The following is a 17,673-nucleotide window of genomic DNA, read 5'->3' on the forward strand; positions in this document are numbered from 1 at the left end:
AGACCATGTCTGTAGCAGCCGACAAACCGGACGTCGCACCGGAGCAGAACAATGCAAAGCCGCTGAAGGGCCGCGTGGACGCGATCGACCAGGGCCGCGTCTTCGGCTGGGCCTTTGACCCGGAAACCCCGGAAAAGCGGCTTGCCATTCGCGTGCTTCTCGACGGCAAGGTGATCGCCGAGGCGCTCGCCGACCGCAACCGGCCCGATCTCAAGCGCAACGGGATTGGCGACGGCAACCACGCGTTTGAAATCGCGTTGCCTGAGATGGCGAGCGCGCGCAGCGGCGAACTCGTCGTGCTTGCGGCGACCGGCAAAGGCGGCGAACTACCGCTTCGTGTTCCCAAGCCCGACGAACAGGCGGCCGAAGCGCTGATTGCAGCACCGCTTGCAAAAGTGCTCGACAAGCTCGACGTGCTGATGGCAGCGCAACGGCAATTGCAGGTCTCGCAGCGTTCCGCCCTGCGGTCGAAAGTTGACGACGGCGATGAAGCCGAAAGCCCCGGACTTGCAGCAATCAGCGATGATGTCGCGAACCTCCGCGGAGAAATCACCCAGCGACTGACCGATCTCGACGTTCATCTGATGCGGCTCGACGGTGTAATCGCGGGTATGGAAAAGAGCCTCAACGCACTGAAGCAGCGCTCGAACGGCGATTTGAAACCGGCGTTTCTGCTTCTCTTTGTCCTTGCAGGCTTTGCGGCAGGCGCGATCCTTTCCGTCTTCCTTCGGACCTGAGGCGCATCTCATGCCCAGTACGGAACTCAGCCTCTCCGCAAGCCCTGCACCGCTTGGCCGCATTGCGCGTAGTGGACGGATCATCGCCTGCCCGATCGGCGAAACATCGTTGCTCGTTATCGGAACCGGTGGCCCGATGGCCGATCAGTTGCCGGTCGAGATAAATGAAGATGCGTCAAGCCAGGTCATGGCGTCGGTCGTCGGCTGGCGGCTGGCGGCACCCCAGTCTTCCACCACGCATGGTTTTGCCGCGCTGTTGCCGGTCGAAGGCTCCGAGCCGCTGCCGACTACCCTGCGCTTTGGCAAGACGGGTAACGGTAAGCGCTATATGGTTGCGCCACGCACCGTTTCGATCGGTGAAGTCACGGCGATGCTGAAGGATTTTACCGGTCCGCAGTTTGTCCATGTCCTCGGCCGTCTGGTCGACGTGCTTATCAAGCCACCGCATGCCGATCAACGGCTCGCGGCCATTACGACCCTGCTTAAAACGGGAGCGGCGAGCGACGGATACATCGAACTGCTCGGCGAGGGCCATGACGGGACCATCGCCCTGAAAGGATGGGCGCACGACCTGCCCGCCGGCGTCTGCCGGGCGATCGTCAAGAGCGACGATACCGTCCTTGCCGATTGCAACGTCGCCATTTTCCAGCGCAACGACGCGCCTGACGGCTCGGCCGGCTTTGTCGGCCTCCTGTCCGCAAACGATCTGCCCCGAGCGCGCGACATCAAGGGCATATTCTATCGCGGCCGCGGCGCCTGGCGTTATGTCGGGCTCCACGAACGCCGGGTCGTGACCGGTCCGCTCGAGACACCCGGCCATATCCGCGCGATGCTGCTCCAGAGCCAGAGCTCGCCCCAGGTCATGCTTCGCCTGCGCGATGCCGCCAGCGGATACGATGGCACCGAGACGATCTCAAGCCTTCCGGTTCCTGTCCGCCTTGGCGTGGATGCGCTCTACCAGGGTGAGGATGGTGCCTTCCTGATTTCGGGCTGGCTTTTAGACGCGGAAGGCCATGTTGAAAGCGTGCGACTTTGCCGACAGGGCGGCGGAGCGCGGCTGGACGCAGCCTGGACCCGTACCGAACGATCCGACGTCGAAGAGGCCTTCGTCGATCGCCCGGAATTCAAGAGCGCGATTTCCGGTCACCGCCGATCCCATGGGTTTATCGGTTGGATCGAGGCGCTTGGTGGCGAGGCGGAAGGACCAGTTCACCTCGAACTCACCCTCAGAGACGCCCGCCGCGCCTACATGCCACTTTTCCCCGTGCGGCTGCCCGCACGCGCCGCCGCCCTACGGCTTCTTGCCTCGATCGATCCGACAAGCTGGGCCCTGCCCGATATTATCGACCGGCAGATCGTCCCTTTCCTGACGGCGGCGCGCAGCACCGCACCGACCATCGAGACCGTTGTCGACATGGGCCCCTTCGACCAGGCCGAGGGTACCGCCATCCTTCTTGTCGCCGGAGAAACCGAAACGGATTTCGCGCCGCTTTTGGGGCTGCTCGCGCTTGATCCGCAAACGCGCCCGGCCCCGATCGCGCTCGTGCTCCAGGCCGAGCGGTTCCGACGGCACGCGGTCCATATCCGTCAGCTCTCGGAATTCTATCGCCTACCGCTGCGGCTCATATCCGTCGAAGGCGCCGGCGATGCATGCGACCTGGCGCAAGCGGCTGCCGAAAGGGTAAACAGCGACGCGGTCGTTCTGCTTTCCTCGTCGCTGACGCCAGCCAATACCGGGTGGTATCAGGCACTCGTTGCCGCTTACGAGGCAAAGACGGGAACCATCATTTCTCCGACCCTTGCCTATGAGGATCACTCTATCCGCTGGGCCGGCAGCACGTCGCTCGATCGCCCCGACCATCTTCAATCGAGCCGCTACGCCGGCTATCCCGTCGGCGCCGTCAATCGCCTCAAGCTGACGCGGGTCGCAGCCGCATCGCTCGATTGTTGCATCATGCCGCGCGAAGCGCTGATGGAGGACGCGGGCGCGTCGCCCACTTATCTCGGCGCAGCGCTGAAGGGCCTCGATCTCGCCCTTCGCCTGAGCGGCAAGGGCTACGAGGCCTACTGGCTTCCTTCCCTGCAGATGGTCGGATCGGACGAGGTGCCCGGAGCGGGCTCTGCCGCCACCGCCCGGTTCGTGGAGCGTGTCGACCGGACGCTCTTCCGCGCCCGACGGATGCCCGCCTCCGAAACCGCCCAGACATTCTTCGAGGAGACTGGCGCATGAGCGAAAAACTCCGCGTACTTGTGGTCTCCCACGGCCACCCGACCCACTCTCTCGGCGGGGCGGAAATTGCTTCGCATGGTCTTCACAAGGCGCTGAACGGCCTGTCGGGTGTGGAATCGATCTACCTCGCCCGTGTCGGCAATCCGGTTCCGCGCCATGGCGCCTCCGCGCTGATGAGCCTGCGGCTCGCCATGGACGAAGTCCTCTACCATGCCGAGGACTTCGACCATTTCTTCCTCTCCAACGGCGATACGGACGCGATCCGCCGCGACCTCTTGCGCTTCGTCGGCGACATCAAGCCGGATGTCGTTCACTTCCACCATATCCTCGGCTTCGGCCTGGAAGCCCTCTATGCCGTTCGTGATGCCCTGCCCAAGGCACGCATCGTCGTGACGTTCCATGAGTATCTGCCGATCTGCCACAATCACGGGCAAATGGTGAAACGCCCCTCGGGCCAGCTTTGCAACGGCGCCTCACCGATCAGTTGCCACACGTGCTTCCCCGAAATCCCGGTGTCGCGCTTCGTTCGCCGCGAACAGTTCGTGCGCGGCATGCTCAATCTCGCCGATGCCTTCATCGCGCCGAGTGCCTTTCTCGCCAACCGCTATGTCGAATGGGGGCTTGAAGCTGCAAAGATCTTCGTGATCGAGAACGGCATCGTCATGGGCGACAAGGCGCCGGCCCGCGAATTGCCGTCGCCGACGGCCCGGCGCAACCGCTTTGCCTATTTCGGGCAGATGACACCGTTCAAGGGCGTTCACGTGCTGATCGACGCGGTATCGCGCGTGCCCGATGACATTTGGGGCGATGATTCCTCGCTGATGATTTTTGGCGGGAACCTCGAGCGTCAGCCAAACGACTATCAGGAGAAGGTAGCGAAACTCATCGAGGACGCCGGTCGTCGCGTCCGCTTCTATGGCGCCTACCAGAACCAGGACATGCCAAGGCTGATGCGCTCGGTCGACTGGGTGGTAATGCCCTCCGTCTGGTGGGAGAACTCCCCTGTCGTTATCCAGGAAGCGCTGCATCACGGCCGGCCGATCCTGTGTTCAGACATCGGCGGCATGGCCGAAAAGGTTCGCGACCGGCTGGACGGCCATCACTTCCGCGCCGGGAGCGCCCAGGATCTGGCGGACCGGCTGATCGACGTCTTGGCCGCCCCGCGGGCATGGGACAATCTGCGTGCGACACTTCGACGACCGACGAGCCACGTCGATTGCGCACGCGAGCATGTGGCGCTCTATCGCAAGATGCTCAAGGGCGAGCAATCCGCCCTGCCCAGCGCGGCAGTGGCCTGAGGTAGAGTCGAGGCAATGCCAAACGGCTCAACCAGATCGCGACATACTGCCAAGAACGCCTTGGACCTCGGCGACGTTCGAAGGCCCATCGATCGACCCTCTATCGTTGCCCCACCAATGATGAAAATGATGCACTGGCCCATGCCCCTGGCCGATGGCCAGGCCGTCGGCCGCGACCAGCGCATCATGCAGATAGACCTTGGCTGCGACGACCGCGTCGTCAATCGGCTTACCTTTGGCAAGCGCCGAGGCGATTGCGGCCGAGAGGGTACACCCGGTGCCATGATCGTTCCTGGTTTCGATCCGCGGCCGCGACAGGTGCAGGACCGTTTCCCCCCTATAGAGGCTGTCGACAGCATCCCTGCCCTTGGCATGTCCGCCCTTCATCAGCACCGAACGCGCACCGAGCTTCAGAAGCATCTCGGCCTGGCGCGCGATCTCAGCCTCCGTTTCAGCGATCGCACGTCCGGTCAGCAGCGCCGCCTCGGGCAGGTTCGGCGTGAGAATGAGCGCCAGCGGCAGCAACTCCTCCTTGAGCGTCGCGATCGCGTCCGGGCGCATCAGGGGATCGCCGGAGGTTGCCACCACCACCGGGTCGATGACAGCCAGCCGGTCGTAGCGCTTCAGACCAGCTGCGATCACCGCGATCGTCTCGCGCCGCGAGACCATGCCTATTTTCACCGCTCCCACGGCGAGATCCGAAAACACCGCGTCGATCTGAGCCGCAACGACGGTCGGGGAGATATCTTCAACCGCAGAAACGCCACGGGTATTCTGCGCCGTGACCGCAGTGATCACGCTTGCGCCATAAACGCCGAGCGCAGAGAACGTCTTCAGATCCGCCTGGATGCCGGCCCCGCCGCCGGAATCCGAGCCTGCGATGGTGACGGCGATCGCGGTCATAGCCCCACCTCCTTGAGACCTGAGCCTTTTCGGTTTGAGTCAAGAACAGACACGAGCAAAGCGACCTCCCCGAAATGGACGGAGATCCGGTCGACAAGCGCAGAGACGGCTGGTGAGCAGAAGGGCCCTCGCCGTTCCTACGCCGGTATGATCCGGATCAGGTTCAAGGGTCTGGCTCACCGCCATCTCAGCACCGTGACAGTGCGCCCCTCGGCAGGAGGGATGCTAGGGGGGCATGGGCGGGGATGTCAATTGATAGATGCAGCGGATCCAAGCCGCATCTTTCCACACAGGCCCTGCGGACCAAGCGATCGAGAAAGAGGCCGTGGAATGGCACGTCCGCTTCGCGATCCCATTTTCCCGGGATCGTCAGCAATACAGACGCAACATATCGTTAGAACGCCACAAGCGCCGTATGATTTCGCGCACGGGAAACAACGATGAAGGACGATACGATGCGGATCGAAGAAACGGCCATTCCCTCTGTTTTCTTGATTAAGCCTAAGCGATTGGTCGATACGCGTGGCTACTTCGCCGAGACCTTTCGGGCTGATCAATTCGCCGAAATCGTCGGGACGCACTCTTTCGTCCAGGACAATCAATCGCTGTCGCTTGAAGCCGGCACTGTGCGCGGACTGCACTTCCAACTGCCGCCGCGCGCACAGGGAAAACTGGTTTCCTGTAACGCCGGCGCGCTCTGGGATGTGGCGGTGGACCTTCGCCGCGGATCACCGACCCACGGGAAGTTCGTGGCCGCTGAGCTTTCCGAAGAGAACGGTCACCAGCTCTGGATTCCGCCGGGTTTCGCCCACGGCTTCTGTACCCTGAAACCCGCAACCGTGGTCAGCTACAAAGTGACCGACTACTACAGTCCTGAGCACGATCGCGGGCTTCTTTGGAACGACCCAGAGCTCCGGATCAATTGGCCCGTATCTCCGAATTACGCCATCCTGTCTGACAAAGACAGGAACCAGCCAAGACTTTCCGAGCTTCAATCCAAGTTCGGATCAGAACTCTAGTCTCGATATTTATCTTAGAAGGACTTCACTGAGATATGCGTGTACTTGTTACCGGCGGGGCTGGTTTTATTGGTTCAGCGGTTATTCGACACCTCATTATCGACAAGGGATATGACGTGTTGAACGTTGATAAGTTGACCTACGCGGGAACGCTCAGCTCCCTTTTGCCCGTCGCAAACAACCCCTCCTATCGCTTCCTCAAAGCTGACATCAGCGATGGGCGAGCGATCTCGGAGGCCTTTTCCACCTTCGGACCCGATCGCGTCATGCATCTCGCTGCCGAGAGTCACGTCGACCGGTCAATTACCGGAGCAAGGGACTTCATCGAAACTAACGTTGTCGGGACATTCAACCTGCTAGAATGCGCAAGGGCCTATTGGCAGTCCATGGAAGATGAGGGCAAACGCAGGTTTCGCTTTCTTCACGTTTCGACGGATGAAGTGTACGGCTCGCTCGCGGATGACCAGCTCTTTTCCGAGGAGACGCGATACGATCCGAGCTCGCCTTACTCGGCATCGAAGGCCGCCTCCGATCATCTCGCCAAAGCATGGGCACGCACCTACGGCATGCCGATCTTGGTTTCAAACTGCTCAAACAATTACGGTCCCTATCACTTCCCCGAAAAGCTGATCCCGCTGACCATCCTGAATGCGCTCGAAGGCAAGCCACTCTCGATCTATGGCGACGGCACGAACATTCGCGACTGGCTCTTCGTTGAGGACCATGCCCGTGCGCTTGAGCTGATCGCCGAGCGCGGCAGAATCGGCGAAACCTACAATGTCGGTGGGCGCAACGAACGGCGGAACATCGATGTAGTCAGGCACATCTGCGCCACACTCGACGTGCTTGCCCCTGCATTCCGCCCCCGGGACGAGCTCATTCAGTTTGTCGAGGACAGGCCGGGGCACGATTTGCGCTACGCTATCGACGCGACGAAGCTGGAAGAAGAGCTCGGCTGGGCGGCGGAAGACAGCTTTGAAAGCGGGATGGAGAAGACGATCCGCTGGTATCTGGACAACGAATGGTGGTGGGCCCCTCTTCGCAAGGGATATGACGGCGTTCGCCTGGGTGCGCTGCATGCGGGTGACGGGCAATGAACCAGATATCGCGCATCGTTGTCACCGGGCTGAACGGCCAGGTCGTTCAGTCGCTTGTCGAGCAGGGAAAGAGCCGCGGCGACTTCGAGGTGGTTCCGCTCGGTCGCCCGCAATTCGATTTGGAGGATCCAGGAGGCATAGAGGGGGTCGTCAGGGCAGCGGTTCCTGACGTCATCATCTCGGCCGCCGCCTATACCGCAGTTGACCAAGCCGAGACCGACAAGACCAGGGCATACGCAGTCAACGCGGTCGCACCGCAAGAATTGGCGCGCGTCGCAAAAGCCCTGAATATCCCGATCATCCATCTATCGACCGACTACGTCTTCGACGGGACAAAAACCATGCCATATACCGAAGGCGATACGGCGCGCCCGGTAAACGTCTACGGCAAAAGCAAGTGGGAAGGCGAGCGAACGGTCGCCGCCGCCACCGATAATCATGTCATTCTGAGAACCGCTTGGATCTACAGCCCGTTCGGCAGAAATTTTGTCCGGACCATCATTCGCAACGCCCGCAACAGAGCCGAGCTATCGGTCGTTACGGACCAGACAGGGAACCCGACATCCGCGCTGGATCTGGCAACCGCGATCATCGGTGTCGCGAAGAATCTGCTGGCATCAGATGACCTGGCACTGCGCGGCACGTTCCATCTGGTGGGAACTGGTGATGCGACTTGGGCCGACGTGGCGGAAGAAATCCTCGCCCAGTCTGAAGGGCTGGGCGGCCCGTTTGCCAAGGTCAACCGCATCTTGACGGCAGACTACCCAACTGCGGCCGCGCGGCCCTCAAACTCACGCCTGAACTGCAGCAAAATCGCGCGACACCACGGCATCACCCTGCCCCACTGGAAGAACTCCATCGAAGCCACCGTACGCCGCGTCATCCAGCACCAGACGGACCTGGAGGTGACGAAATGAAGGGCATTATTCTTGCTGGAGGAAGCGGCACCCGCCTACATCCGATGACATTGGCAAGCTCAAAACAACTGCTTCCGATCTACGACAAGCCGATGATCTACTACCCCCTGTCAACCCTGATGCTGGCGGGGATTCGCGACATCTTGATCATTACCACGCCGCGGGACCTCCCCAGCTTTCAACTCCTGCTGGGCGACGGATCGAAATGGGGCATCAAGCTGAGCTACGCCGAGCAACAATCCCCCGATGGCCTTGCCCAGGCGTATGTGATTGGCGCCGACTTCGTTGCAGGCCATCCCTCATGCCTCATTCTCGGCGACAACGTCTTTTTTGGACATGGCATCACCGAGCTCTTCAAGCGCGCCATGGAACGGACAGAGGGCGCAACGGTCTTCGCCTACCATGTTAGCAACCCGGAACGCTACGGGGTTGTCGAGTTCGACAGCGAAATGAAGGCTGTCGCAATCGAGGAGAAGCCCGCCCAACCTCGCTCCGACTGGGCGGTTACGGGCCTTTATTTCTACGACGAAGAGGTCGTAAACATCGCTGCCGACCTGACACCGTCCGCGCGGGGCGAATTTGAGATTACGGATGTGAACCGCGCCTATCTGGAGCGGGGCAAGCTCCACGTCGAAAGAATGGGGCGAGGATATGCCTGGCTCGACACGGGTACGCCCGATAGCCTGCTGGAAGCGTCAGAGTTTGTCGCAACCTTGGAGCGCCGACAGGGTTTCAAGGTGGCGTGCCCGGAAGAGGTTTCCTACCGGGCGGGGTACATTGATGGTGGCCAGCTTGAGAGGCTTGCAAAAAGGTATGGCAAAACGCCCTATGGGCGCTATTTATTCAACTTGTTAGAAGCGCGCGAGCCTATGTAGGTCGCCGCTTCAATCCAGTCTATTCGCCTTCCATAGCTATTCGAATGGACCGCTTCGACAGCCTAAGCCGGGCATGGCTTCCCCCTTTTCGTCTGGCGACGAAAGGCAAACGCTCGGAGTTATTGAACAAAGCAGGAGACAGGGCGTTTCGACGACGGCTGGCATACTCTCATTCGCGGGCTGGATACCGCATTTCCGTATGTTCGTCTGGGGCTGCCTCTGTCTAGTGTCGGGCCTGGATGTCTCTGCCACATAGGGGTATCGAGGGTTCCCCACCGGGGCCCTGCCTCCAACTTTGTTCAACAAACAGATGGTTTTGGCGCGCCTACTTTGGGCTGACTACCGGTCTAAGACTTCCCGAGCGGCGAAACCTTGTCCAATCGCTCATAGGAAAGCCGCCATTTCTCGCGCGATAGCGGCTACCGCGACTGTCTTTGCCTTGCCGGCGCTGATCAGCCTGCGATAGCGCGTGCAAAGCCGCACCTGTCCCTTCCACGCTATGTCCCGGACCACCTTCGGCAGGCCTACAAGCCGAGCCTGGATCGCCGGGCTCACACGCGCCGGGTAGCGATATGTCCAAGCCCCCTTTATGAGTGCGCGGCGCGCCCGGATGTTGCCCGCTTTGGTGATCCCGCCACGTTTGATGCGTTCGCCCGTCGAGCTTTCTGACGGCACGAAGCCTAGATATGCCATTAGCTGACGAGGGTTGTCGAAACGCCGTACATCGCCGATTTCAACCACGATGGTGACTGCTGTCATGAACGCCACGCCGCGCATTGCTTGGTAGGCAGCCACCACCGGAGCCATAGACCATGATGCCGCGGTTTCGGTGACAAGTGCGCTCAACCGATCCAGGCGCACCGTGGCGTCGTCAATAGCCTGGCAATACTCCGCGAGCAGAACGTGATGGGCATGATGTTCGAAGGCCTGGCTCGCCAGCCAACGGGCATACGCGCGTGTCCACGGCTTGCGCCCTGTAAAAATTCGGCCGTGACGAGGTAAAAAGGACTGGAGCTGTTGGCGCAATTGTTTCTGCACCTCTTGGGCCGCATCGCGTGCACGCACCAGATCGCGCATCGCCTCGTGGCTTTCGTCAGGAACCCAGACCGGCGTCAATTCGCCCGCACGATGCAGCCGTGCCAAGCTCATTGCATCCCGACGATTTGTCTTCACCCTGACGCCTGGGCGCTTGGGAATAAGGGACGGAGCCCCACTACAGCGCATTCATGTCCCAATTCCACAATCTGGCCGTAGAGACCGTAACCTGTAGGACTCGCCTCGTAACAAAAGTGAAGTGTACGTGCGGGCTTGGAGAGCTTGCGGACAACGCGGCCACTGATGCGGGCTCTGAGGAAATGTCGCCCAGAAAACGGACCTCGCCACTGCGCTCTCCCTCCGCGAGCGCGACGGAAATCTTCAGTTTTGAAACGTCCAGCCCGACGAATATTGCGCTATTTTCCTTCATGTTCGCCCCCGCTAAGCTTGGGACTCCGCTCTGGCCCCTCCAGAGCAATCCCCGCACGCAACATAATCGGAGCGAGCCGCCTTGCCGCGAGCCGAAGGGCCGCAATGGGCGACGAGATCCGCCTCAACGAAGCCTGGCGCCGGATTGTCCCAATCCGCCGACGTTCTAATGGGAGTGCTCCGTCGCAGGGCGTGTGCCGCGGGCCGCCGTCGAGGACGTCCCAAGCCTTCTCGGATCGGTCCCAGCGTCCTGTCGATCGTGGCCGCGCTCATCGCCAGCAATTTGCCACGGATCTCAGGCGCGAGGCTAAAATGACCGTGCCGTTCCATCGCTTCGACAAGGGCAGCAACGCCTTCAGCCGCTCCCCACAGACCCGATCAGACGCCTTCCACAGCAATATGAGCGCATTGCGTTCCGCTTCATCATAAACACGCGGCCGCGCTCGCCGACCTGTAGGCTCTCTCCGGTGGCGCCGCAGCAGCCGCATCGCGCGCTTGCGGTGGAAACCCGTGATGACAACGAATTCATCCAGAATCCTCGCCTTCTCCGTTCGCGTCGAAGCACGATAACGCTCCGAAACTGCCGCCGTCAGTTCTTTCCTCGTCGCCATGCTCAGCTGTCCCATACTCGCCCCTGTCCATCCCCTCGGTAGGGAGCAAATTATGTGAGGCAACGGTTGAATATTCAGGAAAGTGCGATCGTCGTGACAATAAAATCTCGTTGCATAGGCAATCCGACGCCCCATGCCTCCTTCATCCGACCGGTTCGAATTTTCCGTCTCGCCGGGCTTCGGATTTCGCTTGCTCTTTTTGTTAAGCCGAATATCTTGCCCTGCGTCTGTGAATTCGAACGCTCAGACAGAAGGCTCCCTGCGCTCCCAAAGCAATGGGGGCCTTTTTGAGGCGATATTAGGTACCAGCGCAGGCCGTCGTAATGGTTAAGGTCTCCCGCTCTTTCGACTTCTTCAATGCGCGCATCGCCCATTGACCGCCGCGACCAAACGGAGACGTGAAAGAACATAGTAAAGTACCGCGGGCAACTTATCAGGCTGATATCCCCATCGACATAATTGGGTGTCGATCCGCGAATGGCCGGTAACAATAAAATTCCGGCCACTCTCATCGATGGGATACCAGACCCCCGGCGGACCATGCGGGCCCAGCGCCGCAACTGGCTCCAACACCGTGTGAGATGAAATCTTCGCGGTTCCGCCGTTGCTCCAAGGCTCGAGTCGCAGCTGGATGAAGATCCAGTGGCAGGTCAACTTCCGTGAACTATGCTTCCGGCGATGCGCTTCCATAAGGATACGCACGACTGGTTTCACGGATAGTAGCTTCGAAAGCCTTCAGTAGCAATCGGCTGATCCAGGATGCTGAACTTGCCGACCACATCATTGCCGACAAGTGTGACTTAATTACGCCTCGACGAAAACGGAAATATGCATCTGCCGGGAGCTCATTAGAGCGCTTGCATACAGACCTCTCTTTTCACAATCCTCGTCATCATTCGACGGTCACCGATTTGGCGAGGTTGCGGGGCTGGTCGACATCGGCGCCCATGAACACCGCCGTGTGATAGGCAAGCAGCTGGATCGGCAGCGAGAAGATCATCGGGGCGATGACCTCATCGACATCAGGCAGCACGATCGTCGCCATGGTCTCGAGCTTCGAGGCGGCGGCGCCCTTCTCGTCGGTGATGAGAATGATCCGGCCGCCGCGGGCCGCGACTTCCTGCATGTTGGAAACGGTCTTCTCGTAGAAGCGGTCGTGCGGCGCGATGACGATAACCGGCATGTTCTCGTCAATCAGCGCGATCGGTCCATGCTTCAGTTCGCCGGCGGCATAACCTTCCGCATGGATATAGGAGATCTCCTTGAGCTTGAGCGCCCCCTCCATCGCCAGCGGGAAGCTGGTGCCGCGGCCGAGGTAGAGAACGTCGCGGCACTTCGACAGCTCGCGCGAAAGAAGCTCGATCTTCGGCTGAACGGCGTTCAGCACCTGCCCCATGATACGCGGCATTTCCGCGAGATAGCGAACCAAGACCTGCTCTTCCTCAGCACTCACCGTGCCGCGGGCGCGACCGGCACCGATCGCGAGCGACGCCAGCACTGCGAGCTGGCAGGTGAAGGCCTTGGTCGAGGCGACACCGATTTCCGGGCCGGCAAGGATCGGAAAGACCGCATCGGATTCACGCGCGATGGTGGATTCACGCGTGTTGACCACGGCGCCGATCTTCAGGCCAAGTTCCTTGCAATAGCGCAGCGACGCGAGCGTATCAGCGGTTTCGCCGGATTGAGAGATGAACAACGCGGCCGCCTCGGAAGGCAGCGGGATCTCGCGGTAGCGGAACTCGGACGCGACATCGATTTCCACCGGCAGGCGGGCGTAACGCTCAAACCAGTACTTGCCGACGAGGCCAGCGAGATAGGCGGTGCCGCAGGCGGAAATCGCAAGGCTCGGAACCTTGGCGAAATCGATCGTGCCTGAGAGCGCCTTGATGCGGTTGCCGGCAAAATCGATGTAGTGGCTGAGCGCGTGCGCGATCACCTCCGGCTGCTCATAGATCTCCTTCTCCATGAAGTGCCGGTGGTTGCCCTTGTCGATCATGTAGGCGGCGGCCGTAGACAGCTGCTTCGGCCGGTCGACGACGTTGCCGTCGAGGTCGAAGATATGCACGCCGTTCGCCCCGATCACCGCCCAGTCGCCATCGATCAGATAGGTGATCTCGTTGGTGAAGGGCGCAAGCGCGATCGCGTCGGAGCCGAGGAACATTTCGCCACGGCCGTGACCGATCGCAAGCGGCGGGCCGTTCCGCGCCGCCATGATCGTCGAAGGATCGTCCTGGAAGAGCACGGCCAGCGCATAGGCGCCGGTGACGCGCTTCAGCATCGCGTGCATGGCTTCGCGCCGGCCGAGGCCTTCGCGACGGAACTTGGAGAGCAGATGGGCCACAACCTCGGTGTCGGTGTCCGTCTCGAACTTTGCGCCACTGGCGATCAGTTCGTCCTTCAGCTCGGCGAAGTTCTCAATGATGCCGTTGTGGACGACGGCGACCCCGTCGGTGAAATGCGGGTGGGCGTTGCGTTCGGTCGGCGCGCCATGGGTTGCCCAGCGCGTGTGGGCAATGCCGATCGTGCCGGCAAGCGGCTCTTCGCGCAGCCTGATCTCCAGATTGACGAGCTTGCCCTCGGCGCGCCGGCGCTCCAGCTTGCCGCCAATGACGGTAGCGACACCGGCGGAATCATAACCGCGGTACTCCAAGCGCTTCAGCGCATCGACCAGTCGTTCCGATACGGGCTGGTTGCCAACGATGCCTACAATACCGCACATAGTCGTCTCCGAATTCGTCCCCGCGCCGCGATCGGCGCGCCGCTTTCACCGCCTTGTAAAAGGGAATCCCGCCCGTAGTCATCAGAGTTTGCAACTCCGGGCTTACTTATCCAAGAAGAACGCGACTGGGAAAGCTAACGGCCTCGTCGCAATTTCGCGGCACACATGCGAGCGTGTTGGTTTAATAGTGTCCCCCTGCAACGTCGCGCCAAAAACCACCACAAGCGATTGAATGGCGGTCAACTTTGTTCGACCAACATTCCACACCCGAGTCCCCGTCGGACGCCGGACTTGAGGTCGCTGGGCGAAACCTGTTGCCCTCTATGGACTTGGCAGGCGTGCGGTGAAAGCTCGGGGGTTAATCACGTACTGCTCGTTCCGTTGCCTACATCTTCAAAAGATTGAGGTCCATGCCGTTTCGCGTTAATTTCGGCTCGCAGCTACCGCTTTGAAAGGTAACCGGCGACTTATAGGGCTACTTCGTCAGACCTCCCTATGAGCGCTGAGCCACCCTGGTCAATTGAGCGTCGCTCGGCAGCTGCGAACACACTTCGGTTGAAGGCACACGCGCTATGTTCCGCATACGCGACTTGCGCATCGGATTCATTGTGGGCTATTAAAGCCGACGACGGAGTTTTCGGCGGTCGTTCAAACTACTATGAAATGATCAAATAGCCGACGTGCTCTTGGTTTCGACCCCCCTGCACCACTTGGGACCTGTGCTGCGGGGTGGTACCGAAAACTTGTAAGACGAATTGTTCTGAAAATGTCTGAGACGCAGGTCACGCGCACGATTCAAGTTTGAAAGGGAATTCAATGGCGGCTAGCAACGACACGGCATCAAAAAAGCCGGGCCTAACCGAGGCCGTCAGCCCCGCTCTCGCCGTTGGAGGCGCCAAAAGCAAAGGAATTGAGGTTCTCGAAGGGTTGCTCGGCAAAGAGAATGCGCCTGTCATCCACCTCCCCCGACGTGAGAAGTTCGAGCCTAAATCGACATCCATACTGCTGCCCGGATGGCGCAGGAACTTGCGCCTGCGGCACCTGATCGTCGGGGCTTCCTTTCTCGGTCTCGTAGCCATCCCGTCTGCGTTCACTTCAATTTACATGGCCTTCATCGCGGCCGACCAATATCACAGCACCGCATCTTTCGCTGTGCGCAGTATAGAAGGCGGCGGCGCGACTGATATTCTAGGCCTATTTACGCAAGCCTCTGGTACGAGCACTGTTTCGGATAGTTATATTCTTATGGACTACATCCTCAGCGATCGCATGGTTGCTTCTGCTGACGGCAAATTCAAGCTCGAGGATGTGTACGCGGCGCGGGGCTTCGATTACTATTACGGCATCGGTTCGGGCCTACCGATTGAAGATAAGGTTGCCTACTGGCGGGAAATGGTGAAGGTCAATTTCGACCATGCGTCCGGCATCATGCAAGTGACCGTAAGGGCATTTGATCCAATGCAGGCGCAGAAAATCTCTGAATTCATCGTTAGCCAGAGCGACAATCTCATCAATGGTCTCTCACTTTCGGCACGTATGGAGGTCCTCCGCGCGGCGCAGGACGAGGTGATGGGCGGCGAAGCGCGGCTCTTTAAGGCACGCGCCGCGCTGCGGGATTATCGCGACAAATCTCAGGAAATCAGCCCCGAACAAGCCGCAAAGCTCGCCATTGAACTGATCGCAGGCATTGAGGCTGAATTGACGAAGCTCAATGCTGATCTTGCCACTGCAACCAGCCAAATGAGCGAAGACACGCCACGAACTCGCGTCATCAAGACCCGGATCGAAAGCTTGGAACAGCAGCTCCGCCTTGAGCGCCAGCGGCTCGGAACGGGTGCAGCTAATGGATTGAAGAAGAGCCCGAACGCGCCAGACGTGGCCGGTCGCATCGCCGAGTTCGAGGAGCTTGAAACCGAACGGGAATTTGCTGAACGCGCCTATACCGCCGCCCTCGGCTCTCTTGAAAGAGCGCGGATTGAGGCAGACAATCGGCAACGCTATTTGGCCCTTTTCATTGAGCCAACGCTTTCAGAAATGGCGCAGTTCCCAGGACGATTCGTCAATTCCATGCTGGTATTCCTCGGACTGCTCCTCGCTTGGGGTATTGCAGTGATGGGTTATTATAATATTCGGGATCGGGCCTAGACGTAAAATCAGTCTAGCTTGGACGTGGTTCTGCATGCCGTGACAATGTTCAGCCGTTATCTCGGCCGCTCCCTGGATTGGCTGGGGCTGGAGGAAGTGCGCTTTCCAGGTGTGGTGTCGCAGGGCATCTCCTAGCCGGCACTCAACCAGACGGTTTGCGCGCTGCGCTTTTTTTGTAGGGTGACGCTGGACCGAGCGGAGATTCCCGAGCGGATTGCCTATACGCGCACGCCGCGCAAGCTCTACATGATGCTTTTCGAGGCCACTGGCGAGACGCTCAAGACCCTCATTGTCGATCGCCGGCATCTCGGCGGCGAACTCGGCTTCCTCGCGATCCTGCAAAGCTGCGGGCAGACGCTGACCCATCACCCGCATCTCCACTGTAGGCGGCGCAGACGGCCGGAGGCCTGTGTTTCTTCGGCGCCCTGGCGCCGCTTGGCGATGGCAATGCCTTGGCCCCGGCGTTGCGTGCGCTGCGCAAGAAGCGCTGGGTCGTCTATACCAAGCCGCCGTTCGGATCGAACGAACGGGCGCTCGCCTATCTCGGCCCCTACACCCATAGCGTCGCGATCTCCAACAGCCGCCTCGTCAGCGCCGACGACACCGACGTCACCTTCCGCTGGAGCGACCACCGCCATGGCAATGCACCGCGCTACATGACGTTAGCACCGCCCGAGTCCATCCGCCGCTTCCTGCTCCACTGCCTGCCGGACGGCTTCCAGCGCATCCGCCATTACGGATTCCTCGCCAACGGCATCCGCCGCGCCCCCTCGCCGTCTTCAGGCGTGTCGATGCCGGATCAATACTCCCCAGAAGGAGGTGCGGACGAATTCTTGGACTGCTTATGCTGCAATTCCGAGGTTCCGGCGGTATTCCGCGGGGCTAAGGCCACCGAGTGAGATTTTTATGCGATGCTGATTGTACCACCGGATATAGGAGTCCACTTGCTGCATGAAGTCGTCAAGCGTCGTATTGATCCAGTCGCGATGGTAGTACATCTCGTTTTTTAGCCGTCCAAAGAAGCCCTCGCAGGCTGAGTTATCCGGTGAGCACCCTTTGCGTGACATAGAGCGGGCCAGCTGAGCATTGTGCATGCGCGACAGCCAGCCAGGCCAGCGATAATGGGCACCGCGATCAGAGTGCACAACTGGACGCTCGGAAACGCTGATCGTTTCGATTGCGGCATCGAGCATGGTGTTCACGAGTTCTGCGTCTGGACGTGTGCTCACGGACCAACTGACAACAAGCCCGTCGAAGCAGTCGATAATAGGCGACAGATACTCTTTCCCCGCCGGCAACTGGAACTCCGTGATATCGGTAAGCCACTTCTCGTTTGGCCTTGCAGCGTGGAAATCACGATTGACCAAATTCTCGGGTGCAGCGTCTAGTTCCCCTTGGTAGGACGTGTACCGACGTCGCTTCCCGGTGGCGACGATGAGCTGCTCCTGCTTCATCAGGCGGCGGACGACCTTTTCGGAAACCTGCTCTCCTCTCCTGGTCAGGGCCGCATGAATGCGTCTGTAGCCGTAACTGTTGGTTTCCGCGCGGAACTGAGCCGGTTAGGCGCATAATTTCCATTGAGAATTGAGCCATGTGAACCTTCCCCTCAACGCGGTGAGCGACGGGGGCAACGGAGTGATCCACATGGGACTTTTAAA

At 60.1% G+C, this 17,673-nt stretch carries 10 protein-coding genes, 4 pseudogenes and 1 riboswitch; of the genes and pseudogenes, 9 read left to right on the forward strand and 5 right to left on the reverse strand.

All coding sequences use genetic code 11. The annotated features are described in order from the left end of the window. The first annotated feature begins 5 nt into the window (after nt 1-5). Genes IB277_RS29820 through IB277_RS29830 form a run of 3 tightly spaced genes read left to right on the forward strand, consistent with a single transcriptional unit; the run spans nt 6 to nt 4,265 of the window. On the forward strand, nt 6-737 hold the full coding sequence (locus IB277_RS29820; RefSeq protein WP_034798045.1) for a hypothetical protein: 732 nt from the start codon (nt 6-8) through the stop codon (nt 735-737). A gap of 10 nt (nt 738-747) precedes the next feature. Further along, a complete protein-coding gene (locus IB277_RS29825; protein ID WP_192372310.1) occupies nt 748-2,967 on the forward strand; it encodes a hypothetical protein in 2,220 nt (739 codons plus the stop codon). Next, on the forward strand, nt 2,964-4,265 hold the full coding sequence (locus tag IB277_RS29830) for a glycosyltransferase family 4 protein (protein WP_192372312.1): 1,302 nt from the start codon (nt 2,964-2,966) through the stop codon (nt 4,263-4,265). Before IB277_RS29825 ends, IB277_RS29830 begins: the two co-directional genes overlap by 4 nt. Before the next feature lie 27 nt (nt 4,266-4,292). Here IB277_RS29830 and thiD read toward each other — a convergent pair whose 3' ends face one another. Then, nucleotides 4,293-5,168 (reverse strand): bifunctional hydroxymethylpyrimidine kinase/phosphomethylpyrimidine kinase, encoded by an 876-nt coding sequence (thiD, locus tag IB277_RS29835; protein WP_192372314.1) that lies wholly within the window; start codon nt 5,166-5,168, stop codon nt 4,293-4,295. Between the two features lie 117 nt (nt 5,169-5,285). Continuing rightward, nucleotides 5,286-5,389, reverse strand: a riboswitch (TPP riboswitch). Nucleotides 5,390-5,623: 234 nt separating this feature from the next. Here thiD and rfbC point away from each other — a divergent pair. The 4 genes from rfbC to rfbA are packed head-to-tail and all read left to right on the forward strand — an operon-like array spanning nt 5,624 to nt 9,076. Further along, entirely contained in the window at nt 5,624-6,187 is a 564-nt protein-coding gene (rfbC, locus tag IB277_RS29840; RefSeq protein WP_192357585.1) for a dTDP-4-dehydrorhamnose 3,5-epimerase, read from the forward strand. 35 nt (nt 6,188-6,222) lie between these two features. Next, nucleotides 6,223-7,284 (forward strand): dTDP-glucose 4,6-dehydratase, encoded by a 1,062-nt coding sequence (gene rfbB, locus IB277_RS29845; RefSeq protein WP_192372316.1) that lies wholly within the window; start codon nt 6,223-6,225, stop codon nt 7,282-7,284. Then, complete coding sequence (rfbD, locus tag IB277_RS29850) at nt 7,281-8,201, forward strand: dTDP-4-dehydrorhamnose reductase (protein WP_192372318.1); 921 nt, start codon at nt 7,281-7,283, stop codon at nt 8,199-8,201. Before rfbB ends, rfbD begins: the two co-directional genes overlap by 4 nt. After that, on the forward strand, nt 8,198-9,076 hold the full coding sequence (rfbA, locus tag IB277_RS29855; RefSeq protein WP_192372320.1) for a glucose-1-phosphate thymidylyltransferase RfbA: 879 nt from the start codon (nt 8,198-8,200) through the stop codon (nt 9,074-9,076). The genes rfbD and rfbA overlap by 4 nt, the downstream gene beginning before the upstream one ends. A gap of 384 nt (nt 9,077-9,460) precedes the next feature. On the opposite strand, the pseudogene IB277_RS29860 reads toward rfbA, so the two are convergent. The 3 genes and pseudogenes from IB277_RS29860 to glmS all read right to left on the reverse strand — a co-directional run bounded on the left by IB277_RS29860 (nt 9,461) and on the right by glmS (nt 13,870). Beyond that, a pseudogene (locus tag IB277_RS29860) lies at nt 9,461-10,541 on the reverse strand (IS110 family transposase). An 83-nt stretch (nt 10,542-10,624) separates the two neighbouring features. Then, a pseudogene (locus IB277_RS29865) lies at nt 10,625-11,166 on the reverse strand (ISNCY family transposase); the annotation flags it as partial. A gap of 877 nt (nt 11,167-12,043) precedes the next feature. After that, entirely contained in the window at nt 12,044-13,870 is a 1,827-nt protein-coding gene (gene glmS, locus IB277_RS29870; protein WP_192372322.1) for a glutamine--fructose-6-phosphate transaminase (isomerizing), read from the reverse strand. 816 nt (nt 13,871-14,686) lie between these two features. Here glmS and IB277_RS29875 point away from each other — a divergent pair. Continuing rightward, nucleotides 14,687-16,015 carry an RkpR, polysaccharide export protein gene (locus tag IB277_RS29875; protein ID WP_192372324.1) on the forward strand — a complete coding sequence of 443 codons (1,329 nt, stop codon included), beginning with the start codon at nt 14,687-14,689 and terminating at the stop codon, nt 16,013-16,015. Between the two features lie 18 nt (nt 16,016-16,033). Continuing rightward, nucleotides 16,034-16,911, forward strand: a pseudogene (locus IB277_RS38290) (hypothetical protein); the annotation flags it as partial. On the opposite strand, the pseudogene IB277_RS29885 reads toward IB277_RS38290, so the two are convergent. Then, nucleotides 16,858-17,550 (reverse strand): annotated as a pseudogene (locus IB277_RS29885) (IS3 family transposase); the annotation flags it as partial. The pseudogenes IB277_RS38290 and IB277_RS29885 overlap by 54 nt on opposite strands. Nucleotides 17,551-17,673 lie beyond the last annotated feature (123 nt).

It is taken from the genome of Ensifer sp. ENS07, assembly GCF_014852185.1.
GTDB classification, from domain to species: domain Bacteria; phylum Pseudomonadota; class Alphaproteobacteria; order Rhizobiales; family Rhizobiaceae; genus Ensifer; species Ensifer adhaerens.